We start from the raw sequence: 24,235 nt of genomic DNA on the forward strand, positions 1-24,235 counted from the left end.
GGCGCAGCCTCGCCCGCTCGGCAGCGGCTACAGGGGCGCGATGATATCGCGCACCTGCGGGCCTTTGGCCCGGCAACGGATCAGAGGATGCGGTACAGCAACCGCTCGATGCGCACCCGGCTGACTCGACGCAGGAACTTGCCCACGGCCTCGGGGTAGTCCACCAGGCTGTCCAGGTGCTGGAAATGATCGATGCGCCGGGTATGGCGATAGATGTCCTCCAGCTCGGCACGGCGCTGCTCGAGCAGCTCGCCCTTGGGGTCGTCCAGCAACAGGGCATTTTCCAGGTCCAGGCGGAAGGCCCGTGGGTTGAGGTTGTTGCCCGTGAGCAAGGTATGGCGCTCGTCGATCCACAGCCCCTTGAGGTGGTAGGTGTTGTCACCATCGCACCACAGGTGCAGGTTCAGCTGGCCATTGTCGATGAACTTCTGGTGGCGCTTGGCAAAGCGCCGCAGGCTGATCTCGTACAGGTAAGGCAGCGCCGCGATGACCTTGAACGGTTCACTGGGCGGGATGAAGAAGTCATTGGCGGTCTTGTCGCCGACGATGATGTCCACCGTCACCCCACGTTCCAGGGCGCGATTGAGCTCGCGGACCACCGGCAACGGCAGGTTGAAATACGGGGTGCAGATGGTCAGTTGCCGCTCGGCCCCGGCCATCAGCTCGCAGATCACCCGGTTCAACGGGTTGCCCTTGCCCACCCCCAGCAACGGACTGACTGTCAGGCCGCTCTTGTCCAGGCTGCCGGCGGTGGTGTCGTAGGTCGCATGCTTGAGGCGGCTGCGCAGGTCGCCGATGTCGTTGCGCAGGCTGCGGGTGGTCGGCAGCTTGGGCAAGTCCAGGCGATGCACGGCCCGTGACTCCACCAGGCCATGCTGCACCAGGTGGTGCATGGAGTCGGCCAGGGCGCGGTTGCGCAGCAGGTGATAACGATCGAAACGGTACTTGTCGAGCTTGTGCAGGTACACGTTGTTCAGGCTGGCGCCGCTGTAGAGCACCGAGTCGTCGATCACGAAGCCCTTGAGGTGCAGGACACCGAACAGTTCCCGAGTCTGCACCGGCACGCCATAGATCGGTACCACGCTGGCATGGGTGCGGGTCATGTGCTGGTACCAGGCCGAATTGCCCGGCTGCTTGCCGGCGCCGATCAGGCCGCGCTGGGCGCGCATCCAGTCCACCACGACCACCACATCCAGCTCCGGACGAGCTGCCTTGGCGGCATGCAGGGCCTCGAGGATTTCCTGGCCGGCCTCATCCTGTTGCAGGTACAACGCGACGATATAGATACGCCGGGTGGCCTGGGCAATCTGCTCCAGCAGCACATGACGAAATTGCGCGGCACCCCGCAGGGTAGTGAAGGCCTCGGCGGCCAGTGGGAAGCTGCGCAGCTTGGGTAGCAGGGAACGCTTGAAAAGCAACGGCATAGGACTCGCGGTGGCTCAGATCCAAAGAGCGCAAGAGCTTACACCATGCTCAGGTCGCAGTCCCCTGCCTGACCCATATAAGGTCGGCATCGACGGGGCGACAGGCGCCTGCCAACAACCGCCAGAGAATGTCAAAAAAATAATATTGACCAAGGAGAACGATCGTTCTACTCTCTGCCGCATGAACGAAATCACCCAATCGGAAACACGCGACATCATTCTCGATGTCACTGAGAAGTTGATCTATAAAAGTGGCATCGCCGCCACTGGCATGGATCTTCTGGTCAAGACCGCAGGCGTCTCGCGCAAGAGCATCTACCGCTACTTCGACAACAAGGAGCAATTGGTGGTGGCCGCCCTCGAGCGGCGCGACGAACGCTGGATGCACTGGTACCGCAGCGAGGTGGGCAAGGCCCGGGACCCCGCCCAGCGCCTGCTGGCGCTGTTCAGCGTACTCAAGGACTGGTTCGGTTCGGAGGGTTTTCGCGGCTGCGCCTTCATCAACACCAGCGGTGAAACCGGCGACCCGCAGGACCCGGTGCGCCAGGTGGCCAGGCGGCACAAACAGAAGCTGCTCGACTACTTGCTCGAGCTTTGCCAGGAACATGGCGTGCAGCATCCTGCAGAACTGGCGGCACAGCTGCTGGTGCTGATCGATGGCGCCATCACCGTTGCCCTTGTCATGGGCGATCACAGTGCTGCTGATAATGCGCAATGCATGGCGCGAAAGTTATTGGACCTCTGATTGCCCGAGGCAAGTGCAACTTATTTAGTTGGAACAGCAACTTTCATTGGAGACAGCTCATGTCATCTAACCCGCAAGTGCGTCCGCCCCTTCCTCCCTTTACCCGCGAGTCGGCGATCGACAAGATCCGCCTGGCCGAGGACGGCTGGAACTCTCGGGACCCGGAACGGGTATCCCTGGCCTATACCCTGGATACCCAGTGGCGCAACCGCGCCGAGTTCGCCCACAACCGCGAGGAAGCCAAGGCCTTCCTTACCCGCAAATGGGCCAGGGAACTGGATTACCGTTTGATCAAGGAACTCTGGGCCTTCACCGATAACCGCATCGCCGTGCGTTATGCCTACGAGTGGCACGACGACTCGGGGAACTGGTTCCGCTCCTACGGCAACGAGAACTGGGAGTTCGACGAGCAAGGCCTGATGGCCAGGCGCTTCGCCTGCATCAACGACATGCCGATCAAGGCCGGCGAACGCAAATTCCACTGGCCCCTGGGACGCCGCCCGGACGATCATCCGGGCCTGACCGAACTGGGCCTGTAACCGCTACGATCTGTAGCCGCTGACGAGCCTGCGAGGCTGCGACAAGGCCGCCAGGCCTTCAATGATCCAGCGCACCCCGTGGCCCTCCGGGCCATGCGCAGCCTGCGGCAGCGGCTACACCCAGCACGATTGGTGGTCGCTGGCCAGCAGGGCCGCCAACGCCTCAGGCCGCGACTTCCTGGCCGAGACGCGCCTCCAGCTCGCGCACCAGGGGCAACACGCGCCGGCCGAAATACTCCACCTCTTCCTGGAAATGCAGGAACCCCGCCAGCACCAGGTCCACCCCCACGGCCTTGAGCTCGACAATGCGCTGGGCAATCTGATCCGGGGTACCGATCAGGTTGGTCTTGAAGCCGTCGTTATACTGCACCAGGTCTTCGAAGCTCGATCCGGCCCAGTTGCCCTCGCCTTCCGGCGAAGCCTTGCCGGCTTGCTTTGCCGCATCGCCGAAGGCCTTGACCGCGTCCGGATCGGCCTGGTCGATGATCTGCTGCAACACCGCACGCGCCTCTTGCTCGGTATCCCGCGCGATCACAAAGGCATTCACTCCGATCTTCACCTGATGCTGGTTGGCCGCGGCCTTGGCGCGAATGTCGTCGACCTGGGCCTTGATCCCCTGGGGGTTGTTGCCGTTGGTGAAGTACCAGTCCGAAACCCGTGCGGCCATGTCTCGGGCTGCCCGGGAGCTGCCGCCCTGGAAGATCTCCGGCCGACCCAGGGGCTTGGGCTTGAGGCTGTAGTTGTCGAAACGGTAGAAGTCGCCCCTGAAGGTGAAATGATCTTCGCTCCAGACCCCGCGCAGGCAGCGGATGAACTCCTCGGAGCGGCGATAGCGCTCGTCGTGCTCCAGCCAATGCTCGCCAATGGCCTGGAATTCGCCCTTGAACCAGCCACTGACAATGTTCACCGCGATGCGGCCTTGCGTCAGTTGATCAATGGTCGCCAGTTGCTTGGCCGCCAGGGCTGGCTGCCAGGGTCCGGGCAGGATCGCCGCGATCACCTTGAGCGTGCTGGTGGCAGCCAGCAGCGCATGACTGAACGCCACCGACTCATGCTGGTACTCGGCACCATAGCCGGCGGTGAAACGGATCTGCGTCAGGGCGTACTCGAAACCGGCCGCCTCGGCGATCTGCGCCAACTTGCGGTTGTAGTCGATATCCCAGTGGGTGCGCTGGACGATCTTGCTGACCACCAGTCCGCCACTGACGTTGGGCACCCAATAGGCAAATTTCACGGCTTGCTGACTCATGGTTCGGTCCTCGGGACTGGGAAAGGTATCCAGGCCTCGAGCAGCATATGTGCCAACCCCGCCACGACCTCGCATGGCGGCCGCTGCGCGCCCGTGCGCAGCCTGCGGCAGCGGCTACACGAGCCCGCGCTCTACGGGTGGTTTTCACGGATCAGCACAGCGCGTGGGAAGTACCGCGGACAACGATTTGTTGCAGGGCTGTTGCCAGTGCAACAGTTGCCGACGGACTGGGCACGGGCCCGGCCAGCAAAACCGGAGCCATGACAGTCGGCATGCTGTGTGCAATCACCTGCGGGACCTTTTGTCTTTTCCTGCCGATTGCGGAGCCACGCCATGACCGAACACCAGGTGATCAATCCATTGTCCGTGGGGGTCGACTACGAACCCCTGGCCGAACGCTTCCGACCGATCTTCCGGCGTATCGCCGAGGGCGCGGTACAGCGCGAGCAGCAGCGCGAGCTGCCCTACGAGCCCATCCGCTGGCTCAAGGAGGCCGGGTTCGGCGCGGTGCGGGTGCCGATCGAGTACGGCGGCGGGGGCGCGTCCCTGCCCCAGCTGTTCCAGCTGCTGATCGAATTGGCCGAGGCGGATGCCAACGTCCCCCAGGCCCTGCGCGGGCATTTCGCCTTTGCCGAGGACCGCCTCAACGCCGCCCCGGGACCGGGACGCGACCTGTGGTTCAAGCGGTTCGTCGAGGGCGATATCGTCGGCTGCGCCTGGACCGAGATCGGTGCGGTGGAGATCGGCCAGGTGCAGACCAAGGTCAGCCCCGACGGCGATGACTGGCGACTCGACGGCGAGAAGTTCTACAGCACCGGGAGCCTCTTCTCCAACTGGATCGATGTCTACGCCCAGCGCAGCGACACGGGCGACCACGTGATCGCCGCCGTGCGCACCCGCCAGCCGGGAGTCGAGCGAAGCGACGACTGGGACGGTTTCGGCCAGCGCACCACCGGCAGCGGTACAACGCGCTTCACCCAGGCGCAAGTCGAGGCCGGCAACGTCATCGACTTCATCACCCGCTTCAAGTACCAGACCGCCTTCTATCAGCTGGTACTGCTGGCGACCCTGGCCGGGATCGGCCGCGCGGCGCTGCGCGATGTGGCCCGGGAAGTCCGGGGGCGCCAGCGCGTCTACAGCCACGGCAACGCGCCACAAGCCAGCGCCGACGCCCAGGTGCAGCAGGTGGTGGGTGAAGTCGCCGCCCTGGTGTACATCGCCGAAGCCGCCACGCTGCGCGCCGCCCTGCCGGCACAGCGGGCCTACCTGGCTCGGTTTGCCGCTGCCCCGGCGCAGGAACATGCAGCCAACGTGGCGGCGGAGCTCGAGTCAGCCACGGCCCAGGTGGCGGTCACCGAGCTGATCCAGCGCGCCACCAGCGAACTGTTCAATGCCCTCGGGGCCTCGGACATCCGCCAGGGCAAGGCCCTGGACCGGCACTGGCGCAATGCGCGGACGGTGTCCTCGCACAACCCGGCAATCTACAAGGCGCGAATCGTTGGCGACTGGCACATCAACGGCAGCGAACCGCCGTTCGCCTGGAAGGTCGGCAACGGACCGAAAACCTGAGGCGTGGCGCTGCTCGCAACAGCGGCCGCCAGGACCTTGGTCGCAGTCGCACAGCAGCCTGGGATGCAGGTAAGATGGCGGACGTTCGCGCAGCCCCTTGCGCTCCCGCCGAAATAAGCCGACTCCATGCCCTTCGATCTCAGCGTTGACCTGACCACCCTCGCCGTTCTCGCCCTCGTGGCCTTCATCGCCGGCTTCATCGATGCCATTGCCGGCGGTGGCGGCTTGCTCACCACCCCGGCCCTGCTCACCGCCGGGTTGCCGCCACACCTGGTACTGGGCACCAACAAGCTCAGCTCGACCTTCGGCTCGGCCACCGCCAGCTTCACCTTCTATCGGCGCAAGCTGTTCCATCCCCGGCAGTGGACCCATGCGATCGTCGGCACCCTGGTGGGCGCGCTGGCCGGCGCCATCGTCGCCCACTACCTGCCGGCGGAGTGGCTGAACAAGATGCTGCCGGTGATCGTCTTCGCCTGCGGCCTGTACCTGCTGTTCGGGGGCACGCCCAAGGCGCCGCTGGACAGCAACGCGCCCATCAAGAAGAAGTGGCAATCGAGCCAGGGCTTCAGCCTGGGCTTCTACGACGGCGTGGCCGGCCCGGGCACCGGGGCGTTCTGGACCGTCAGCAGCCTGCTGCTCTACCCCATCGACCTGGTCAAGGCCAGCGGCGTGGCCCGCAGCATGAACTTCGTCAGCAACATCGCGGCGCTGGCGGTGTTCATCTTCTCCGGGCAGGTGGACTGGATCATCGGCCTGAGCATGGGCCTGTCGGTGATGGTCGGGGCCTTCTTCGGGGCACGCACCGCCATCAGCGGTGGTGCCAAGTTCATTCGCCCGGTGTTCATCACCGTGGTCCTGGGCCTGACCGTGCGCCTAGCCTGGCAGCACTGGTTCAGCGTGGCCTAGGCGCCGCGCCACATAGAGGTCGATCAGGTAGCGGGCGATCGAGCGCGAGGCCGGCAACGGCGGTAGCGCATGCACATTGAACCACTGGGCATCCTCGATCTCGTCTTCCTGGGGGACAATCTCGCCACTGGCGTACTCGGCATGGAAGCCCAGCATCATCGAGTGCGGGAACGGCCAGCACTGGCTGCCCATGTACTGGATGTTCCTGACCTCGATGCTCACCTCTTCGCGCACCTCGCGGACCAGGCAGTCCTCCGCCGACTCGCCGGGCTCGGCAAAACCTGCAAGGGTGCTGTAGACCCCAGTGACGAAGCGCGGCGAACGGGCCAGCAGGATCTCGTCGCCCCGGGTGATCAGCACGATCATGCTCGGCGAGATCCGCGGGTAGGCCCGCAGATCGCAGGGTTCGCAATACATCGCCCGCTCCCCCGGCACCTGCACCGTGGCCCGACCGCAACAGCCGCAGAACCGATGCTCCCGGGCCCAGGTGCCAATCTGCGCGGCATAACCGAGCACCTTGTACAGGGTGTGGTCATCCTCGAGCATGAAGGCCCGCAGGCCTTTCCAGGCGCAGCCCTGGACCTGGGCGCGGGACGCAAGTTCGAGCAGGTACACCGGCTCGCCATCGAGGTGACCGATGCCATGCTCGCCCAGCACCGGCAGGTCCTGGTTCTTGAGCCAGTGGCGAGGGAACAGCACGCCGTTGTCGTCGTAGAGAAAACCTTCCGGGCCACGGGCCACGGCCCAGCCGCCGGGAAGGTCGGTATCCAGTACTGCGGTGGTCCAGCGTGCAATCATCGTCAATTCAATCCAGAAATTCGGGTTTCTGTTTGCTCATGTGGGCGGCGATGGCCACGCGCAGGTCGTTGGACTGGAGCATCGCGGCGTTCCAGGTGGCCACGTATTCCAGGCCATCGTCGATACGATGGTCACGCATGTAGCTGAGCATTTCCTTGGTGCCGGTCACGGCGATCGGCGACTTGGCGGCGATCTCCCGGGCAACCTCCATGACCCCGTCCAGCAGGCTCGAAGCATCGCCGTAGGTGCGATTGACCAGGCCGATGGCGCGCGCCTCGTCAGCGCCGAACGTGCGGCCGGTATAGGCCAGCTCACGCAGCATGCCGTCACCGATGATACGTGGCAAACGTTGCAGTGTGCCGACATCGGCGGCCATGCCGATATCGATTTCCTTGATCGAGAATTGCGCATCGGCGGCGGCATATCGCATGTCGCAAGCGCTGATCAGGTCGATGGCACCGCCCAGGCAATAGCCCTGGATAGCCGCCAGCACCGGCTTGCGGCACTGGTCCACGGCAGTGAACGAGGCCTGCAGCTCGAGGATCTTGCGCCGCAGCAGGCGGGCATTGCGGCCCACGTCCTTGCCCAGTTCGTTGGCGAACCCGGCCAGCATCATGAGGTCGATGCCCGAGGAAAAATGCTTGCCGGCACCGCTGAGCACCACCACCCGCACCGCGTCGGTCTCGTCGATCCACTGGAAGATATCGACGATCTCACGCCAGAACGCTGCGTTCATGGCGTTGATCTTTTCCGGGAGGTTGATCTGCACATGGGCGATGTTGTCGGCAAGTTCGACGCGAAAGGCTTGGTATTCGGACATGGCAGCGATCCTTTTCTGGTCAGCAAATGAGGGCCGAACTATAGCAAGCGGCAAGCGCGCCCCGTAAGGCAGCGCATTGGCCAAAAGCGGGACTGGCGCCCGCCCTGGCCCGCGGATAGTGCCGAGGCGGGTCAGCCCAGCTTCAACGCATGAAACGCCGCAGTCTCGTAGGGCACCGTGACTTCGGCCTTGTCCCGCAATTGGGGTTCGCTGGCGATCAGCGCGGCAATCTGCCGGTCCACGGCCTCACGCCCGGCCTGGGGCAAGGCGGCAATGAAGCTGGTGGACCGCACGCGATTGAAGATCACATCCTCCACCGGGCCGTGGTGTCCATGGCTGAAATGCTCTTCCTGCAAGGGGCCGAAACCGGGGTGGGGAAAGACCTCGCGCCAGGCCCCGGTGTAGTAGCGCGGCGTGTCGCCTTGCAGTGCATTGACGATGCCATCCAGACGCTCCACCCAGGGCACTCGCGCATCACGCTGGTTCCATACCAGCGCCAACTGGCCGCCCGGCTTGAGCACGCGGTGGATTTCATCCAGGGCCTCATGGGTGGCAAACCAGTGAAAAGCCTGGGCACAGACCACCACATCCACCGAAGCGTCACGCAGCGGCAACGCCTGGGCACTGCCATCAAGCACCTGCACCTGGGGCTGGGCTTGAGCGAGCCGGGCGCGCATCGGCGCCACAGGCTCTACCGCGATCACCTGGGCGCCGGTGGCCAACAGCCGGCTGGTGAACTTGCCCGTACCAGCGCCCAGGTCCACCACGACCCTGCCCGCTTGCAGGCCCAGCACCTGGTGTAGCCAGGGGGCCAGTTCCGGCGGATAACCGGGACGACCGCGAACGTAGGTGTCGGCCGCCAGCGTGTAGCCATCGGCCGCAGCGTGATGAATGGGCTGATCGTTCATGGAGCACCTCCCGGTCATGGATCTGGGCCACCGAGGATAAACCGGTGCCGGTCAGGGGCAAGATGAAATTACTGTCAGTTGCGCCCTGCGGACCACGGCGCCGGCAGGCTCAGGCGAAAGCGCGCCCCGCCCAGCGGCGAGGCTTCCACGGTCAGCGTGCCGTCCTGGGCCTCCAGGGCCCGGCGACTGATGGCCAGGCCCAGGCCGAAACCACCGGTGGAGCGATCGCGGCTGCGATCCAGGCGATAGAAGGGTTCGAACACCCGTTCGCGCTCGTCGTCGGGGATGCCGATGCCATCGTCGTCGACCCAGATCTCGCAGCCTGCATCACTCACCAGCACCCCCACCTGGATGCGTTTCTCGCAATAGCGGGTGGCATTGCGCAACAGGTTCTGCAGGGCCCGGGCCGTCAGCCGCGGATCCAGGGTGAAACGCTCCAGGGTGCCGTGCAGCAGGACGTCGATGACCACGTCCGATTCGAGCTCGTCGTCGACGCTGCCCAGGATGCTGTCGATGAACTCGTCCAGCGCCACCTCAATCTGTTCCGGCAAGCTGGCCGGGTTCTGCAGGCGACTGTAGGACAGCAGCTCGAGCACCAGTTCATCCAGCTCGCGGATGTGCGCCACCAGCCCTTGCAGACGCTCGCGACTGGCCGCAGGCAATTCATCGGAGAGCACCAGGGCCAGGCCGAAGTCCAGCCGGGTCAGGGGCGTGCGCAACTCGTGGGACACCGCATTGAGCAGGTCGCGCTGCTGGTTCAAGAGCTTTTCGATGTCGCCGGCCATGGTGTCGAACACATGGGCCAGGCTGCCGATGTTGGAACTGGCGGGCAATCGCGTACGTTCGTCCAGGTGGCCCTTGCCGAAACGCTCGGCAGTGCGCTTGAGGCGCTCCAGGTCACGCCAGTGGGGTCTGACCCACAGCAGCAGGCAGGCCAGCAGTACCGCGACGATCAGGACGTTCATGCTCCAGTACAGCAGGTTGACGTCCAGCGGGTCCGGCGGCACCACCAGCTTGACCGCCCACTGCTCGTCCAGCGGCGAGACCGCCAGGGTCAGCGAACCCCAGTCGCCCACCCGCACCGCCTTCTCGCCAGCACGCAGGAGCGCGCGCTCGTCGCGGCTGAAGTCCGGATCGTCGATGCGCACCAGGGCCACCTGCAGCGGATGGAAGTCCTCGTCCAGCTGCTTGGCCAGCGCAGGCCACTGCGGCGCTGGCACCGAGCGGAACTGCTCCTGGATCAGCCTCTGCAAGCCACGGGACTGTTCCAGGCTGTAGTCGATGAATCGTTCGTGAAAGACCTTGATCACCAGGTCAGGGATCAGGTACATCGCCGCACTGAAAGCCACGATGGTGATCAGGTACAGCCGGACCAGGATGCGCAGCATGGAATCAGCATTCCCACTCGGAACGGCTGAACAGGTAACCCTTGCCCCATACCGTCTTGATCTTGCGGGCTTCGCCCGCATGGTCGTCGAACTTGCGCCGCAGCTTGGAAATGGCCACGTCCACCGAACGATCGGTGCCGTTGAACTCGATGCCCCGCAGTCGCTGGAGAATCTGGTCGCGACTCAGGACTTCACCGGCATGCCGGGCCAGGACCACCAACAGGTTGTATTCGCCGCTGGACAGCTCCACCAGTTGCTCACGCCAGGTCACGGTGCGCTCCGACAGATCGATGCACAGGTTGCCCATGAGAATCCGGTCACTGGCGGTCTGCGGTTCGCTGAGGCTGCTGCGGCGCAACAGGGTGCGTACCCGGGCCAACAACACTCGCGGCTCGCAGGGTTTTGTCACATAGTCGTCGGCGCCCATTTCCAGGCCCAGCACCTGGTCATGGCTGTCATCGCGGGCGGTCAGCATCAGGATCGGCAAGCTGGCCGAGTCGGCCCGCAGCAGCCGGCACACCTGCAGGCCATCGAGGCCCGGCAGCATCAGGTCGAGGATCACCAGGTCCGGGGGGTTGGTCCGGGCTCGCTCCCGGACCTGGTCGCCGCGACTGATGACGCTGACCTGGTAGCCGTTGCGCTCCAGGTAGCTGGCAATCAGTTCGGAGAGCGCGCAGTCGTCTTCGACAAGCAGGATATTGGCCATGGAAGAAAAATCTTTGTTGAAGAAATACCAAAGGCCGGCGTTATCAATGGATACGCCGGGTAAAAGCAGCAAGGCAGCCAAGCATATACAACAGAGCCCCGGCCGGCTCGTGCGCTTCACATTTTTTCACACAGCGGCTACATAGCTTCACAGCGCCTTAACCCCCCTGCCCTTAGCATGCGGGGTTCATCATTGGGGTATCAGTATGTCGAACACACTCTTTGCGCCGCTTTGCCTGCTGGTCATGGCCGCGGCGCTGAGCGCCTGCGGCCAGTCCAGCGGCGAGCAGAAACCGGCACCGGCCAAGGTCCGGACCGAAATCGTGCGCAGCCAGGCCTTGTCCATCACCAGCGAGCTGAGCGGACGGATCGCCGCGCCGCGCATCGCCGAAGTCCGTGCCCGAGTAGCCGGCGTGGTGCTGCAGCGGACTTTCCGCGAAGGCTCGGACGTCAAGCAGGGCGACGTACTGTTTCGCATCGACCCGGCGCCATTCAAGGCCGACCTGGACAGCGCCGTGGCCAGCCTGCGCAAGGCCGAGGCCACGGCGTTCCAGGCGCAGCTGCAGGAGCAGCGCTACTCCAAGCTGATCGCCGACCAGGCCATCAGCGGCCAGGAATACGACAACGCCCGGGCCACGGCGCGCCAGGCCACCGCCGAAGTCGCCGCCAATCAGGCGGCGGTGCAGCGCGCCAAGCTCAACCTCGGCTATGCCACCGTCACCGCGCCGATCTCCGGCCGGGTCGGCCGTGCCCTGGTCACCGAAGGCGCCCTGGTGGGCCAAGGCGAAAGCACGCCCCTGGCGCTGATCCAGCAGCTGGACCCGATCCACGCCGACCTGACCCAGTCCACCCGCGAGCTCAACGAGCTGCGCCGGGCCTTGCGCGCCGGGCAGTTGCAACAGGTCGGCAAGGACCAGGCCAAGGCCACCCTGATCCAGGACGACGGCAGCCTCTACCCGTTGCCGGGCAAGCTGCTGTTCACCGATATCAGCGTCGATCCGGGCACCGGCCAGATCACCCTGCGCAGCGAGTTCCCCAACCCCGAACTGGACCTGCTGCCCGGCAGCTTCGTCCGGGTCCGCCTGGAGCAGGCGGTCAACCGCCAAGGCATCAGCGTGCCGCAGCGGGCCATCCAGCGCGACGGCGCCGGCATTGCCCAGGTGCTGCTGGTGGATACCGACAACCGCGTCGTGCAGCACGCCGTCCACCTGGGTGGCGTGCAACAGGACCGCTGGATCGTCACCGATGGCCTCAAGCCCGGTGACCGGATCATCGTCGAGGGCTTGCAGCACGCCCGTCCGGGCGAACAAGTGGAAATCGATGACGCCCCCCTCGCCCACGTCCAGAACCCAGGCCAGTAGGTAGTACAGATGCCGCAATTCTTCATTGACCGCCCGGTGTTCGCCTGGGTGGTGGCCTTCTTCATCCTGCTCGGCGGCGCCCTGGCGATTCCCCAATTGCCCGTGGCGCAGTACCCCAACGTCGCTCCGCCGCAGATCGAACTGTCCGCCACCTACCCGGGCGCCTCGGCCCAGACGATGGACGAGTCGGTGGTCAGCCTGATCGAGCAGGAGCTCAACGGGGCCGACCACCTGCTGTACTTCTCGTCCCAGAGCAGCCTGGGCAGCGCCACCATCACCGCCACCTTCCAACCGGGCACCAACCCGGAACTGGCCCAGGTGGATGTGCAGAACCGCCTCAAGGCCGTCGAGCCACGCCTGCCCCAGGCCGTGACCCAGCAAGGCCTGCAAGTGGAGAAGGTGTCCGCCGGCTTCCTGCTGCTGATCACCTTGAGCTCCAATGACGGGCGCCTGGACGAGGTCGCGCTCAGCGACTACATGGCGCGCAGCGTGCTGAACGAAATCCGCCGCGTGGATGGCGTCGGCAAGGCCCAGTTGTATGGCGCCGAACGGGCCATGCGAATCTGGCTCGACCCGCAGAAACTGATCGGCTTCAACCTGACCCCGGCCGACGTCAACGCTGCCGTCGCCGCCCAGAATGCCCAGGTGCCGGCCGGTAGCATCGGCGACCTGCCAGGCCCCTCCAGCCAGGAAATCACTGCCACCGTCCTGGTCAAGGGCCAGCTGAGCAATCCGGAAGAATTCGCCGACATCGTCCTGAAGGCCAACCCGGATGGCTCCACCGTGCGCATCGGCGACGTGGCGCGGGTGGAAGTGGGCAGCCAGGAATACCAGTTCGGTACGCGCCTGAACGGCAAGCAGTCCACCGCCGTCGGCGTGCAACTGTCCCCGGGCGCCAACGCGCTGAGTACCGCGACTCTGATCCGGGCAAAGATGGATGAGCTGTCGCGCTACTTCCCCGCGGGCGTGGAATACAAGATCCCCTACGACACCTCGCCGTTCGTCAAGGTCTCGATCACCAAGGTGCTCTACACCCTGCTCGAGGCCATGGTCCTGGTGTTCCTGGTGATGCTGCTGTTCCTGCAGAACATCCGCTACACCCTGATCCCGACCCTGGTGGTGCCAGTGGCGCTGATGGGCACCTTCGCCACCATGCTGGCCCTGGGTTTCTCCATCAACGTGCTGACCATGTTCGGCATGGTGCTGGCCATCGGCATCCTGGTGGACGATGCCATCGTGGTGGTGGAGAACGTCGAGCGGATCATGGCCAACGAAGGCCTGCCGCCCAAGGAGGCCACACGCAAGGCGATGAAGCAGATCACCGGTGCAATCATCGGCATCACCCTGGTGCTGGTGGCGGTGTTCATTCCCATGGCCTTCATGCCCGGCTCCGTCGGGGTGATCTACCAGCAGTTCTCGCTGTCCATGGCCACCTCGATCCTGTTCTCGGCGTTCCTGGCCCTGACACTGACCCCAGCCCTGTGCGCGACCCTGCTCAAGCCCGTCGCTGCCGGCGAGCACCACGAACGCAGTGGTTTCTTCGGCTGGTTCAACCGGCGCTTCGAGCGCCTGACCGACCGCTACCAGGGCGGCGTGGCCTATGCCCTCAAGCGCAGCGGACGCTACCTGCTGATCTACCTGGCGCTGCTGGTGGTCATGGCGCTGCTGTTCGCCCGCCTGCCCTCCTCGTTCCTGCCGGTCGAAGACCAGGGCTACACCATCACCGATATCCAGCTGCCCCCGGGTGCCAGCCAGAACCGCACCATCGGCGTGGTGGAACAGATCGAGGCACACAACGCCTCGGAACCGGGCGTGGGCGACAGCACCATCATCCTGGGCTTCAGCTTCTCGGGTAACGGGCAGAACGCGGCACTGGCCTTCACCACGCTCAAGGACTGGTCACAACGGGGCCGCGACGACTCGGCGATGAGCATCGCCGACCGCGCGACCGCAGCCTTCAGCCAGATCAAGGACGCCGTGGCCTACGCCATCCTGCCGCCACCGATCGACGGCCTCGGGACATCCAGCGGCTTCGAGTTCCGCCTGCAGGACCGGGGCGGCGTCGGCCATGCAACGCTGATGCAGGCCCGTAGCGATCTGCTGCTGGCGGCTGAAAAGAGCCCGATCCTGGCCAACGTCCGGGAGAACGCCCTGGCCGAGGCGCCCCAGGTGCAACTGGCGGTCGACCGCAAGCAAGCCAATGCCCTGGGCGTGTCCTTCGCCGACATCGGCAGCCTGCTGTCCACCGCCCTGGGCTCGGCCTACATCAATGACTTCCCCAACCAGGGAAGGATGCAGCGGGTGGTGATCCAGGCCGAGGGCGACCAGCGCAGCCAGGTCGAGGACCTCCTGCGCCTGAACGTGCGCAACAAGGAAGGCAAGATGGTGCCGCTGTCGGCGTTCGTCAGCGCCAGCTGGAAACTGGGGCCTGCGCAATTGACCCGCTACAACGGCTACCCGGCGATCAGCGTGTCGGGCGAGCCGGCACCGGGTCACAGCACCGGCCAAGCCATGCAGGAGGTCGAGCGCCTGGTGGCCCAGCTGCCGAACGGCCTGGGCCTGGAGTGGACCGGCCTGTCGTTGCAGGAACGCTTGTCGGGCAGCCAGGCCCCACTGCTGCTGGGGCTGTCGCTGCTGATCGTGTTCCTGTGCCTGGCGGCGCTCTACGAGAGCTGGTCGATCCCGGCCTCGGTGCTGCTGGTGGTGCCATTGGGCGTGCTGGGCGCAGTGCTGGCGGTGAGCTTGCGCGGCATGCCCAACGACGTGTTCTTCAAGGTGGGCCTGATCACCATCATCGGCCTGTCGGCGAAGAACGCGATCCTGATCATCGAGTTCGCCAAGAGCCTGCACGACGAAGGCCACGACCTGCTGGACGCGACCCTGCAGGCCGCCCGCCTGCGCTTGCGGCCGATCGTCATGACCTCCCTGGCATTCATCCTCGGCGTGGTGCCCCTGGCCATCGCCACCGGCGCCAGCTCCGCCAGCCAGCAGGCCATCGGCACCGGGGTGATCGGCGGCATGATCACCGCGACCCTGGCAGTGATCTTCGTCCCGGTATTCTTCGTGGTGGTGATGAAACTGGTGAAACGCGGCTCGCGGTAGCCGCTAAGCGACCGGCCGCTGCCTCGCCTCGTGTCGCCGCTGCCGCAGGCTGCGCACGACCGCGCAGCGGGCGCCAGCGGTGAGCCAGGCAGACCGCGATGCCACGGCCGCTGCGCGACCGGTCGCAGCCTCGCGGGCTCGGCAGCGGCTACAGGTCAGGCCTGGTGACGCAGGCGGGCCATGCTCAGCACGTCGATGTACCGGCCATCACGGATGGCGTAGTCACGCAACTGGCCTTCGGTCTCGAAACCGAACTTGTGATACAGGCCGATGGCCGGCAGGTTGTCGGCATACACCGTCAGCTCGACCCGGCGCAGGTTCATCCAGTTGTCCGCCACCTCCAGCACTGCCGCCAGCAGGCGACTGCCGATGCCCTGGCGCTGCCAGGCCGACGCCACCCCCATGCCGAAACTTGCGCAGTGGGAACGCCGCACCCGCGAGAACTGCTCCAGGCTGCAACTGCCAATCACCGTCCCCTGGTGCAACGCCACCAGGGACACCAGCCGCTCGTTGTCCTGCCCCAGGCGCTTGCGCCACAACTCGCGGGACTGGTAAGGCATCTGCAGGGTCTGGCTGGCCACTGTCGGCTCGCTGTACAGCGCCGTCACCCCATCAAGGTGAATGTCGTTGAAACGCTCGATGACAATGGTAGCGGGTGAGCTGGGCATGGCGGGTCGTCCTTGTCGATGGAATGGCCACCGAGTGTAAGACGTCAAACCCGGCCCTGGCGAGGCCGCCCTTCAGGCAAACCAGTCCTCACGCTCGGTGAAGGTGTGCATGATCAATTCCACCAGTTGCTGCACCTCGGCCTCGTGCTGTACCTGGGCACTCATCGCCAGCCAGGCGCGGCGCTGCATGCTTTCGCCGAACAGGCCGGGCAAGGCGGTCAGGCCCCGGTCGAAGCGGCTGATGTACTGCGGCAACAGGCCGATGCAGGCGCTGCAGCGGATCATTTCCAGCATCAGTTCATAGGAATGCACGTGCACCACGCCGGCCAGGCGCGAATCCACCAGGCTGTTCCACGGGCGGAAGGGTTCGATCTGGCGGTCGTGCTGCCACTGCACCAGCATGTAGTCGGCCAGGTCGTCGACGCTGTCGGGACGCGCCGCCACCCGCGAATAGCGCTTGGCGATGTGCGGCAGGTAGTCGATGCGCGCCAGGGGCAAGGGCTCGCGGATGGCGAAGCTGGGCCCCGGCAAGGGCGAATCCTCGGCCGCCAGCCACAGCACCAGGTCAGCGCTCAGGGCCTGCAGCGACAGGTCGCTGTCGATGGAGATGATTTCCAGGCGCGCACTGGCGTTGCGCCGCAGCAAGGCGATCAGGTCGCGACCGAGGATGTCGTGCAGGAGGGTCTCGGCCACCGCCAGGCGAATCAGCGGCTGCTCGATCACCGGCAAGCGCCGCTGATGGGCCAGGGCGATCAGTTGGGCCTGCAATTGCAGGCCTTCGCGGCTCAGGCTCAAGGCATTGCCCTGATAGCAGAACAATGAGCGCCGCAGGTGCTCCTCCAGCAGGGCCAGTTGCTTGCGCAACAGGGTGGCCTTGATGTTCAGGCTGCGGGCCGCCTGCATGAAGCACCCGCAGCGAGCACTCACCAGAAAGTACTGGGCGACCTCCGGATCGATCCCGGCCGCCAGTGCCAGCCAGGCTTCCCGGGGTTCCTGGGGAACGCTGTAGGGGACAACGCCCTGGAGTGGAGCAGGTTCGAGAAATGACATCGGTGACTCCCTGTCTTGTTGAGTGTTGCTTCCTTGGCTTGCGCCGTTGCTGGCGTCCGGCTGGCCACGGCTGCACGCGCCATGACCCGCCCCGCCCTGTCCAGAAACCACGTGGAGCGGGCCGCAGCCGTGCCCCGCAGGAGGGAACCGCCCGGTGTTCGCGCCCCACGTGGGCCGGTTACTTGGTTTTTTCCTCCAGGACCTGGTTGAGCACCGCACCATCGATGCTCAGGGTCGCGGTATTGAGCATGCCCTCCAGGTAGGCCTTGGCGATCTGCTCCTGGCGCTGGGCACGCAAGGCCTGGGTCAGGCGCTCGCGCACCTCGTCCAGGCTGGCGGTACGCGCCGGCTGCTGCTCGGTCAGCTTGAGCACATGAAAACCTGCCGCGCTCTGTACCACCTCGGACACCGCCCCCACCTTGAGCCGAGCTACCGCCCCGCGCACCTCCGGCACCAGTTGCTGCAGGGGCTGCAGGCCCGAGTCCCCGCCCCGCCGGGCACTGTCCGGGTCCTGGGAGTACTGCGCGGCCAGGGCGGCGAAGTCACCCGGAGCGGCCTGGGCCTTACGCCCGATCTCCTGGGCCTGGCGCCGCACCGACTCCAGCATCTGGGGCTCGGCCACCGCAAGGAAGATCTGGCTGACCCGGTACAACGGCGGGGTCAGCCAGGCCGACTTGCCACTGTCATAGGCCTGCTGCAACTCGGCGGCGCTGGGGTAATCCGCCGGTACCTGGCTGACGGACTGCATGTAGTCGCGAAAGACGATCTGCTCGGTGGCGGCGCGAGTCTGCTGCTCCACTTCCGGGCGCTGTCGCCAGCCCTGGGCGTCGGCCTGCTCCAGCACGGCCTTCTGGGCCAGGCGCGAGCGAATCCAGGTTTCCAGGGCCGGGCGATTGCCCCGCAGTTGCTCACGGGCCTCCTCGGGCAGGCTGGCGAACAGGTCCTGGAGTTCCGGCACCGCGACCTGCTGGTTGCCCAGGCGCGCCACAGCCGGGGCATTGGCCAGTTGCTGCAGCGCCGCCGGGGCGGGCTGCTGGGCCGCCACCGGATCGCTCCCCGGACGCAAGGCCAGACCCACTGCCAGGCCCAGCAGGGTCAGTGCCCCGGCACCGATCACCAGGGTCGGCTTCTTCACAGCAGCGCCTCTTCGGCGCTGGCCGCCTCGGGCGCTCCGGCCTGCAGGCGAGCGGCCTGCTGGCTGTATTCACGCAGGTAGACAATGAACTCCTGGAGCAGGCGGTCCCACAGCTCCAGTTGGCCGCGCAGGTAGCTATCACTGACCCCGGCCACCACCACATCCATCTCCATCACCAGGAACTCGCCCTGTAACGACAGCCGGGCAAAGCGCCGCGAGGCGTTCCACAGCTCCGCCAGGCCGGCCGGCAATTCGCCCTGCACCCGCAGCGCGCAGCTGTAGGTGAAATCCACGTAGTGCCCGGCCTCATCCGCCGGATTGCCGAAACGCACGGCGTAGCCGATGCCCTGGCTGGCGCTGAGCAACTGCACGATGCCGTTCTGTTCGGTCTGGTTGACCCGGTAACCGGCGCCTTGCAGCAGGTCGGTCAGGCTGTCGGTGGTGACGCTGGTGATCAAGGTTGCTTGAGTCATGTGTAAGTCTTCCCTGGTAATCAATGGGCGCTCGCCGCCCGCGGGGCGTCGAACTGGGTCTGGTACAGGTCATCTCCGAAGCCCTGGGCCAGTTCCTCGAACTTGACCCTAGCACTGCCTGCGAAAGGCTGGCGGATCTTGACCACCTCGGCCACGTCGATTTTCTCGTAGGCGCTGAGGATTTCCTTGGCGATGCCATACATCTGCTGATTCTTGACCGCACATTGCTGCACTTGTGTGTCACGTTCGCTCAATTGCGCCTGCAACCGGGTGCGCTCGGCCTCCTTGCCCCGGGCCAGCACCAGCAATTCGTCGTAGGCCTTCTTGAACTTGCCCAGCTGTTCGCTATTGGCAGCTGCCTGGGCCTGGGCCTGGCTCTGCAGGTTCTGCTGCTGGCCAGCCAGTTGCTCGGCCACGCCACGGGCCCTGGCCAACTCGGCGGTGAGCTGCTTGACCTGGGCCTGGGCCTCCTTGGCCGCGTTCTCCGCAGCGACCCGCGCGGCGCCAGCCTGGGCCTGCTCGCTCTGCAGGGCCTGCAACTGCTGGGTGGTGCTGCGCAACTGGGTGCGCAGCCGCTCCTCCATGCCCTCGGCCGCGGCGGGCGCGCTGGCCAGCACGCCCCAGGCCAGCAACAGGCCTGCGGCCCCTGCCCTCGTCCGACTGTTCATAACCTTTCTCCCTGCGCTTAGAAGCGCGTGTTGAGTTCAAGCTGCATGACGTCGACTTCATAGCGCGGCCCGTAGACTTCCGAGGCGCTCATGTAGCGGGCCGTGGCGTAGATGTTCTTGTCGATGCCGTAGTTGCCGCCCAGGAAGTAGCCCTTGGCGTTGGTGCCCCCCAGATGGAACGACGAATCGTTGAAGCCGTCGGGCAAGGCATCGGGCTGGATGTACTTGTAGCCGGCCAGCAGGTTCCAGTCCCCGGCCTTCTTCATTTCCAGGGCGTTGCCCAGGGTGAACTGGACCATCAGCGCATTGCCGCCGCTCTCGAACTCGCCGTTGCGGTTGATGTTGTTGACGATCTGGCCTTCGCTGCGCTTGATCATCTCGGCCTTGTCATAGGCCAGGTTGCGGATGTAGTTGCCCTGGGTGCGCAGGCGCAGGTCCTCCGGCAGCTCGGTATCCCAGGCCAGGTTCAGGTCCAGCACGTCGAACTTGGAGGCCAGGCCCGTGTATTGCGGTTGCGGGGTCAGGCCAGGGGTTGCCGGGTTGGGCGTGATGTTGCGCAGCAGGAACACGCTGTTGCCTTTCTGCATGAAGGCCACGCGCGAGCCGTCGGTGTCACAGCCCGGGGACCCGGCCCAGGGCGTGCAGGGGCTGGAGCGCTGGCCCTCGATGTCGTCGAAGCGGTAGTAGGCCAGGGCTCCCTTGAGGCTGTTGCTGCGGTTGATCTTCCAGTTGGCGCCGATCTGCCCGCCGAACAGCCACTTGGTGTCGCTCTCGTTCTTGTCGAAGCCGTTGCTGGTGGCCGTGTCGTTGGTGTACTCCACCGGGAAGGCGCCGACGGTGCCGAACAGGCCCCAGTCGTTGTTGAGCTTGTGGTTGAAGATGGCCGCCACGCCGTCGAAGTTCAGGTCGTTGGAATACAGCATATCGGTGGAATAGAACGGGTTGGCGATCCGCCCGCCAGTCAGGGTCAGGTCCTGGGTGGCTTTCCAGGTCAGGTAGCCCTGGTCGAGCCAGATGTCCTTCTTGCCAAAGCCGCCGCCCAGGGTCTGGGTGGTGGACACCGGATTGTTGTCCGAACCGGTGCCGATGCGGATTCCGGCGGTCCATTCCGGCGAGATCACCGCCTTCATCCCCAGGCGTGCGCGCAGGCGGAACAGGTTGTCGCGATCTTCACGGGTGTTGAGCAGCGGCGGCAGCTTGCTGTTGGTGTCCTTGTTGACGTCATAGGGGCCACTGTCGTTGAGCTTGGCGTAGTCGACGATCTCGTTGCTGTTGTTGTCGGCGAAGAACCGCGACTCGCTGCGCAGGCGGATGTCGCCGTCGAAGGTGATGCGTGACACCCAATCCGGGAAGGTGTTGGGCTGTGCCCAGTTCTCCTGCTTGGCGGTGGCCATGACCTCGGCCTTGACCTGGTCGCGGATCTGGTCGCGAACGATGGCCGGCACGTATTGCACCCGCACATCCCCCGGCGCCGCCGCAGGCCCGCTGGCGGCCACTGCAGCGTTGGCCTGGCGAGCCTGCTGGGCTTCTTTCTCGGCCTGGGCGATCAGGCCGTCGGCCTGCTCCTGCTTCAAAACCCCCTGCTGCACCAACAGACGGATCAGGTTGATCGTGGCGTTCTCCGAGGGCGCGGCCGCTGCGGCCGTGGCCTGGCCGGCCAGGGTCAGGGCGACCATGCCGAGCGCCAGGGTCAATCGATTCAGGGTGGAAATCATCTGCACACAACTCCTGTAGAAACTGCAAAAGGGGTTCGATCAATCCGGACGCCGGCCCTTGAGGGACAAGCGCACAGGCAAGGTCAGGGAAGCCGGCATGCGCTCCTTCAAGCGTGGCGTGGCCCGCAGCGCCGCCAGTACTTGCTCGTCGGTCTGGGCATCGCCGCTGGAGCTGGCCAGCAGTACTCGGGTGACCTGGCCATCGGCGCCCAGCCACAGGTCCACCTGCAGCCCGTAGGCCTTCTTGCGCAGCTCCGGGTCCTCGCGCAGCGCGCGCTGGAACGTCGCTGCCAGGTATTGCTTGTAGGTCCCGGTGCCCAGGCCACCGCCACCGGAGCCGGCCATGCCACCGCCCTTGCCGGCGCCGATATTGAACGCGTCGCCACCCGCCTGGGCGTCGCCGTCGATCTGCATCGGGTTGGCCAGATCGTCCGCCGGCGATGGCGGCGCCTCTTCCTCGGGCTTGACCTCCTCGGGGGTTGGCGTGGGCTCGGGTTCCGGCACCTTCTCTTCCACTGGCTCAGGTTCCTTGGGCTTTTCCGGCGGCGGTGGAGGTGGCGGTGGTGGCGGCAACGGGATGATGGTCGGCACCTTGGGCGCTTCCCGGCGTACCCCGGCCATGTCGTTGGCCCACTGCCACAGCAGCCAGGCCGCCACGCCGGCCAGCAGCAGCCCGAGGCCCCACTTGAGCAGGCGCACGACCCCGGGTTTGTGCCGGACGGGCGGGAGCTGGATAGGTTGTTGTGCAGTCATGACTCAGCCCTGGGGTTTGCCGGTGACCAGCCCGACCTGGGACAACTCCAGGCGGCGCAGCAGGTCGAGGACTTCAATCACCTTCTGGTACTGCACCGTGGCGTCGCCGCGCACGATGATCGGGAAGTCCGGGTTCTGGGCTTTCTCGATACGCAGGCGCTCTTCCAGCTCGCCCAGGGTCACCGGGTAGGCATCGAGGAATACCTGGCCGCCGTCGTTCACCGAAATGGCCTTGGTCTTGGCCTCGGACAACGACACCGAGGCGCTGGCCTTGGGCAGGTGGATCTGGATGCCCGAGACCTGGGCCGTGGCGGTGAGGATGAACATCACCAGCACCACCATCAGCACGTCCACCAGGGGCGTGATGTTGATGCTGTCGACAGCGGCATCGTCTTCGTCGTCATGGGAGGCGTTCACGGAAGCCATGGCAATTCTCCTCAGGCAGGCACGGATGCGTTGCTGTGGCTGACCCGCCAATGGGCGTTCTCATGCTGCTGGCTCTCGCCATGCAGCTCCGCCAGGCGGGTGATGAATTCGTCGACGAACACCCGCATGTCGGCCCCCACTTCCTTGTTGCGGGTGATCAGGCGGTTGTAGCCGAACAGCGCCGGGATCGCGACGAACAGGCCCATGGCGGTGGCCAGCAGGGCCGCGGCCATGCCCGGGGCGATGGCGTTGATGTTGACGTCGCCGGCCATGGCGGTACCGAGGAACACCACCATGATCCCCAGCACCGTGCCCAGCAGGCCGATGTACGGGCCGCCGGCGATGGCGTTGGACAGGGTCGAGAGCTTGGCGCTCAGTTGCTGGTTTTCCCGGGTGCGCACCCCGTCCATGGAGCAGCGGATGGCCTCGATGGTGGCTGCCGACACCGACGAGGTGTCGGCGCCCTGCTCGCGCCGGGTACGGATCTCCTTCACCGCCACCAGGTACAGGCGCCACAGCGAGGAGTGCTCCAGGCGATCGGCCAGGGCCTGGTCGTCGGCGAACATCTCAAGGCGCGTACCCACCTTGGCGAACTGCTCGCGAAACAGCGTATTTGCGGCGCTGACCCGGCTGACCATGCGGTTCTTGCGCAGCATGATCACCCATGACTGGAGCATCATCGCCACCAGTACCAAGATGATCACCCAGGCATCCACGGGCACAGCCTTGAGCAGGAAACCCAGGCTGCCGAAACCGAAGCCCGACTGCTCTTCATCGACCCCGTAGGCCACCAGCTTCGACTCGGCGCCCTGGGCGCTGGCGTCGGCCAGGATCAGCGCTGCGGTACGCGCCACCTTGGACAGGCGCAGTTCGTCCATGGCCCCGGTGAACGGCAGGAAATGGCCGGCCTCGGCCCCTGCTGCAACCGGCAGGTCGGCGCCGATGGCCAGCGGCAAATTGAAGGACGGGATGGCCTGGGCCAGGCTCGCGGTTTCCCGGCCATTGACGTAAAGCGCCAGGCGGCTGCCCTCGCCGCTCAGGGCCAGGTGCTGCCACTGACCCGGGTTCAACGGCTGGGTAGACACCGCACGCTGGCCGTCCACTTCCACGAACGGCATGCCCTGGTTGACCCCGATCAGCAGGCTGCCGGCACCTTCGCGGCGGGCCAGCAGCAGCTGTTCGCCACTGGCCTGGTCCAGGCGCACCCAGGCGCTGAAGGTGAAGGCGCCGCCGGCGTTGTGCTGCAACGACGGGCTGGCGGGCAGCAGCAATGGCTGGCCACTGAACTGCAAGGCACGACCGATCACTCCGTCGATGCTGGCTCCGGTGGCGCCCTGCGCGGTGTTGCCATAGGCGGTGGTGTCCTTGGCCGGGATGCCGTTGCCACCGTCGAAGTGATAGATCGCTGTGTAGCCAGGGTCGAAAGTCAGCTGGCCGTTGGCGGTGGCCGGCGCCTTCTGGTTGCCGTAGTACATCCAGATGTCCTGGCGCTGGCCGCCTTCGACCTTGGGTACGTCGACCCAGATCAGCGCCATGCCCATCAACGGGTCGAAGCTCTCGACCTGGTGGTTGAACACGGTCTTGTCATCGGCCGCGACGAAACGCAGGTCGGCGCCGTCTTCCTTGACCCCGTCGAAGGTGAAGTTGCCGGTGTGCAGGCGCACCAGAAGTGCAGTGCGCCCCAAGGCCTCGTTGATGGCCGCTCCCTGGGGGGTGGTGTCGACGGTGATCTGCTTGCGGTAGTGCCAGTCGTCCTGCCACCAGGCATGGGCCGTGGCCGGGAGCACGAAGCCCAGGCAGATCAACAGGCTCAGGAATAAGCGTTGCATGGAA

Annotated in this window: 22 protein-coding genes; 6 read left to right on the top strand and 16 right to left on the bottom strand. The window is 65.6% G+C overall.

What is annotated here, in order from left to right; all coding sequences use genetic code 11:
* Positions 1–80: 80 nt before the first annotated feature.
* On the bottom strand, positions 81–1,424 hold the full coding sequence (gene pssA, locus LGQ10_RS05710) for a CDP-diacylglycerol--serine O-phosphatidyltransferase (RefSeq protein ID WP_226524912.1): 1,344 nt from the start codon (positions 1,422–1,424) through the stop codon (positions 81–83).
* Between the two features lie 181 nt (positions 1,425–1,605).
* On the opposite strand from pssA, the gene LGQ10_RS05715 reads away from it, so the two are divergent.
* Both LGQ10_RS05715 and LGQ10_RS05720 read left to right on the top strand, forming a co-directional pair.
* Positions 1,606–2,169: a TetR/AcrR family transcriptional regulator gene (locus tag LGQ10_RS05715; RefSeq protein WP_058439105.1), complete on the top strand. Its 564-nt coding sequence runs from the start codon at positions 1,606–1,608 to the stop codon at positions 2,167–2,169.
* A gap of 59 nt (positions 2,170–2,228) precedes the next feature.
* Positions 2,229–2,708 carry a DUF1348 family protein gene (locus LGQ10_RS05720; RefSeq protein ID WP_058439107.1) on the top strand — a complete coding sequence of 160 codons (480 nt, stop codon included), beginning with the start codon at positions 2,229–2,231 and terminating at the stop codon, positions 2,706–2,708.
* 163 nt (positions 2,709–2,871) lie between these two features.
* On the opposite strand, the gene sfnG is transcribed toward LGQ10_RS05720, so the two are convergent.
* Positions 2,872–3,957: a dimethylsulfone monooxygenase SfnG gene (sfnG, locus tag LGQ10_RS05725; RefSeq protein WP_226524913.1), complete on the bottom strand. Its 1,086-nt coding sequence runs from the start codon at positions 3,955–3,957 to the stop codon at positions 2,872–2,874.
* 333 nt (positions 3,958–4,290) lie between these two features.
* On the opposite strand from sfnG, the gene LGQ10_RS05730 reads away from it, so the two are divergent.
* Positions 4,291–5,526, top strand: coding sequence for an acyl-CoA dehydrogenase family protein (locus LGQ10_RS05730; RefSeq protein WP_226524914.1), 1,236 nt, complete (start codon positions 4,291–4,293; stop codon positions 5,524–5,526).
* A 126-nt stretch (positions 5,527–5,652) separates the two neighbouring features.
* The gene (locus LGQ10_RS05735) at positions 5,653–6,432 is read left to right on the top strand and encodes a TSUP family transporter (RefSeq protein ID WP_058439113.1); all 780 of its coding nucleotides are present in this window, start codon (positions 5,653–5,655) and stop codon (positions 6,430–6,432) included.
* On the opposite strand, the gene nudC is transcribed toward LGQ10_RS05735, so the two are convergent.
* From nudC to LGQ10_RS05760, 5 genes are all read right to left on the bottom strand, one after another.
* Complete coding sequence (nudC, locus tag LGQ10_RS05740; protein WP_226524915.1) at positions 6,400–7,230, bottom strand: NAD(+) diphosphatase; 831 nt, start codon at positions 7,228–7,230, stop codon at positions 6,400–6,402. The genes LGQ10_RS05735 and nudC overlap by 33 nt on opposite strands.
* Positions 7,231–7,237: 7 nt before the next feature.
* Positions 7,238–8,050, bottom strand: coding sequence for a crotonase/enoyl-CoA hydratase family protein (locus tag LGQ10_RS05745; RefSeq protein ID WP_226524916.1), 813 nt, complete (start codon positions 8,048–8,050; stop codon positions 7,238–7,240).
* A gap of 131 nt (positions 8,051–8,181) precedes the next feature.
* Positions 8,182–8,958 carry a class I SAM-dependent methyltransferase gene (locus LGQ10_RS05750; RefSeq protein ID WP_226524917.1) on the bottom strand — a complete coding sequence of 259 codons (777 nt, stop codon included), beginning with the start codon at positions 8,956–8,958 and terminating at the stop codon, positions 8,182–8,184.
* Positions 8,959–9,032: 74 nt separating this feature from the next.
* Entirely contained in the window at positions 9,033–10,346 is a 1,314-nt protein-coding gene (locus tag LGQ10_RS05755; protein WP_058436311.1) for an ATP-binding protein, read from the bottom strand.
* Between the two features lie 4 nt (positions 10,347–10,350).
* A complete protein-coding gene (locus tag LGQ10_RS05760; RefSeq protein WP_058436312.1) occupies positions 10,351–11,052 on the bottom strand; it encodes a response regulator transcription factor in 702 nt (233 codons plus the stop codon).
* A gap of 205 nt (positions 11,053–11,257) precedes the next feature.
* Between LGQ10_RS05760 and LGQ10_RS05765 the strand changes: the two genes are divergently transcribed.
* Together LGQ10_RS05765 and LGQ10_RS05770 are read left to right on the top strand one after the other, a co-directional pair.
* Positions 11,258–12,412 (top strand): efflux RND transporter periplasmic adaptor subunit, encoded by a 1,155-nt coding sequence (locus LGQ10_RS05765; protein WP_058436313.1) that lies wholly within the window; start codon positions 11,258–11,260, stop codon positions 12,410–12,412.
* 9 nt (positions 12,413–12,421) lie between these two features.
* Positions 12,422–15,514, top strand: coding sequence for an efflux RND transporter permease subunit (locus tag LGQ10_RS05770; protein WP_226524918.1), 3,093 nt, complete (start codon positions 12,422–12,424; stop codon positions 15,512–15,514).
* 155 nt (positions 15,515–15,669) lie between these two features.
* On the opposite strand, the gene LGQ10_RS05775 is transcribed toward LGQ10_RS05770, so the two are convergent.
* From LGQ10_RS05775 to LGQ10_RS05815, 9 genes are all read right to left on the bottom strand, one after another.
* Positions 15,670–16,182 (bottom strand): GNAT family N-acetyltransferase, encoded by a 513-nt coding sequence (locus tag LGQ10_RS05775; protein ID WP_226524919.1) that lies wholly within the window; start codon positions 16,180–16,182, stop codon positions 15,670–15,672.
* 72 nt (positions 16,183–16,254) lie between these two features.
* Positions 16,255–17,232: a LysR family transcriptional regulator gene (locus LGQ10_RS05780; RefSeq protein WP_058433485.1), complete on the bottom strand. Its 978-nt coding sequence runs from the start codon at positions 17,230–17,232 to the stop codon at positions 16,255–16,257.
* A 178-nt stretch (positions 17,233–17,410) separates the two neighbouring features.
* Positions 17,411–18,367 (bottom strand): peptidylprolyl isomerase, encoded by a 957-nt coding sequence (locus LGQ10_RS05785; protein ID WP_226524920.1) that lies wholly within the window; start codon positions 18,365–18,367, stop codon positions 17,411–17,413.
* Positions 18,364–18,840, bottom strand: a complete 477-nt coding sequence (locus tag LGQ10_RS05790; RefSeq protein WP_226524921.1) for a YbjN domain-containing protein — start codon at positions 18,838–18,840, stop codon at positions 18,364–18,366. The genes LGQ10_RS05785 and LGQ10_RS05790 overlap by 4 nt, the downstream gene beginning before the upstream one ends.
* A gap of 20 nt (positions 18,841–18,860) precedes the next feature.
* Complete coding sequence (locus tag LGQ10_RS05795) at positions 18,861–19,508, bottom strand: DNA repair protein (RefSeq protein ID WP_226524922.1); 648 nt, start codon at positions 19,506–19,508, stop codon at positions 18,861–18,863.
* Between the two features lie 17 nt (positions 19,509–19,525).
* Complete coding sequence (locus LGQ10_RS05800) at positions 19,526–21,223, bottom strand: putative porin (protein WP_058433489.1); 1,698 nt, start codon at positions 21,221–21,223, stop codon at positions 19,526–19,528.
* Between the two features lie 39 nt (positions 21,224–21,262).
* A complete protein-coding gene (locus LGQ10_RS05805; protein ID WP_058433490.1) occupies positions 21,263–21,976 on the bottom strand; it encodes an energy transducer TonB in 714 nt (237 codons plus the stop codon).
* 3 nt (positions 21,977–21,979) lie between these two features.
* A complete protein-coding gene (locus LGQ10_RS05810; protein WP_053129146.1) occupies positions 21,980–22,402 on the bottom strand; it encodes an ExbD/TolR family protein in 423 nt (140 codons plus the stop codon).
* Between the two features lie 11 nt (positions 22,403–22,413).
* The gene (locus LGQ10_RS05815; protein ID WP_226524923.1) at positions 22,414–24,231 is read right to left on the bottom strand and encodes a DUF2341 domain-containing protein; all 1,818 of its coding nucleotides are present in this window, start codon (positions 24,229–24,231) and stop codon (positions 22,414–22,416) included.
* Between the last annotated feature and the right edge of the window lie 4 nt (positions 24,232–24,235).

The organism is Pseudomonas sp. L5B5 (genome assembly GCF_020520285.1).
In the GTDB taxonomy this organism is placed as follows: Bacteria; Pseudomonadota; Gammaproteobacteria; order Pseudomonadales; family Pseudomonadaceae; genus Aquipseudomonas.

Coding starts and splice junctions, on each gene's coding strand:
- LGQ10_RS05720 (WP_058439107.1), top strand. CDS start 2,229: ATGTCATCTAACCCGCAAGTGCGTCCGCCCCTTCCTCCCTTTACCCGC.
- LGQ10_RS05760 (WP_058436312.1), bottom strand. CDS start 11,052: ATGGCCAATATCCTGCTTGTCGAAGACGACTGCGCGCTCTCCGAACTG.
- LGQ10_RS05745 (WP_226524916.1), bottom strand. CDS start 8,050: ATGTCCGAATACCAAGCCTTTCGCGTCGAACTTGCCGACAACATCGCC.
- LGQ10_RS05815 (WP_226524923.1), bottom strand. CDS start 24,231: ATGCAACGCTTATTCCTGAGCCTGTTGATCTGCCTGGGCTTCGTGCTC.
- LGQ10_RS05770 (WP_226524918.1), top strand. CDS start 12,422: ATGCCGCAATTCTTCATTGACCGCCCGGTGTTCGCCTGGGTGGTGGCC.
- LGQ10_RS05800 (WP_058433489.1), bottom strand. CDS start 21,223: ATGATTTCCACCCTGAATCGATTGACCCTGGCGCTCGGCATGGTCGCC.
- LGQ10_RS05755 (WP_058436311.1), bottom strand. CDS start 10,346: ATGCTGCGCATCCTGGTCCGGCTGTACCTGATCACCATCGTGGCTTTC.
- LGQ10_RS05810 (WP_053129146.1), bottom strand. CDS start 22,402: ATGGCTTCCGTGAACGCCTCCCATGACGACGAAGACGATGCCGCTGTC.
- nudC (WP_226524915.1), bottom strand. CDS start 7,230: ATGATTGCACGCTGGACCACCGCAGTACTGGATACCGACCTTCCCGGC.
- LGQ10_RS05795 (WP_226524922.1), bottom strand. CDS start 19,508: ATGAACAGTCGGACGAGGGCAGGGGCCGCAGGCCTGTTGCTGGCCTGG.
- pssA (WP_226524912.1), bottom strand. CDS start 1,424: ATGCCGTTGCTTTTCAAGCGTTCCCTGCTACCCAAGCTGCGCAGCTTC.
- LGQ10_RS05780 (WP_058433485.1), bottom strand. CDS start 17,232: ATGTCATTTCTCGAACCTGCTCCACTCCAGGGCGTTGTCCCCTACAGC.
- LGQ10_RS05735 (WP_058439113.1), top strand. CDS start 5,653: ATGCCCTTCGATCTCAGCGTTGACCTGACCACCCTCGCCGTTCTCGCC.
- LGQ10_RS05750 (WP_226524917.1), bottom strand. CDS start 8,958: ATGAACGATCAGCCCATTCATCACGCTGCGGCCGATGGCTACACGCTG.
- LGQ10_RS05730 (WP_226524914.1), top strand. CDS start 4,291: ATGACCGAACACCAGGTGATCAATCCATTGTCCGTGGGGGTCGACTAC.
- LGQ10_RS05775 (WP_226524919.1), bottom strand. CDS start 16,182: ATGCCCAGCTCACCCGCTACCATTGTCATCGAGCGTTTCAACGACATT.
- LGQ10_RS05765 (WP_058436313.1), top strand. CDS start 11,258: ATGTCGAACACACTCTTTGCGCCGCTTTGCCTGCTGGTCATGGCCGCG.
- LGQ10_RS05715 (WP_058439105.1), top strand. CDS start 1,606: ATGAACGAAATCACCCAATCGGAAACACGCGACATCATTCTCGATGTC.
- sfnG (WP_226524913.1), bottom strand. CDS start 3,957: ATGAGTCAGCAAGCCGTGAAATTTGCCTATTGGGTGCCCAACGTCAGT.
- LGQ10_RS05790 (WP_226524921.1), bottom strand. CDS start 18,840: ATGACTCAAGCAACCTTGATCACCAGCGTCACCACCGACAGCCTGACC.
- LGQ10_RS05805 (WP_058433490.1), bottom strand. CDS start 21,976: ATGACTGCACAACAACCTATCCAGCTCCCGCCCGTCCGGCACAAACCC.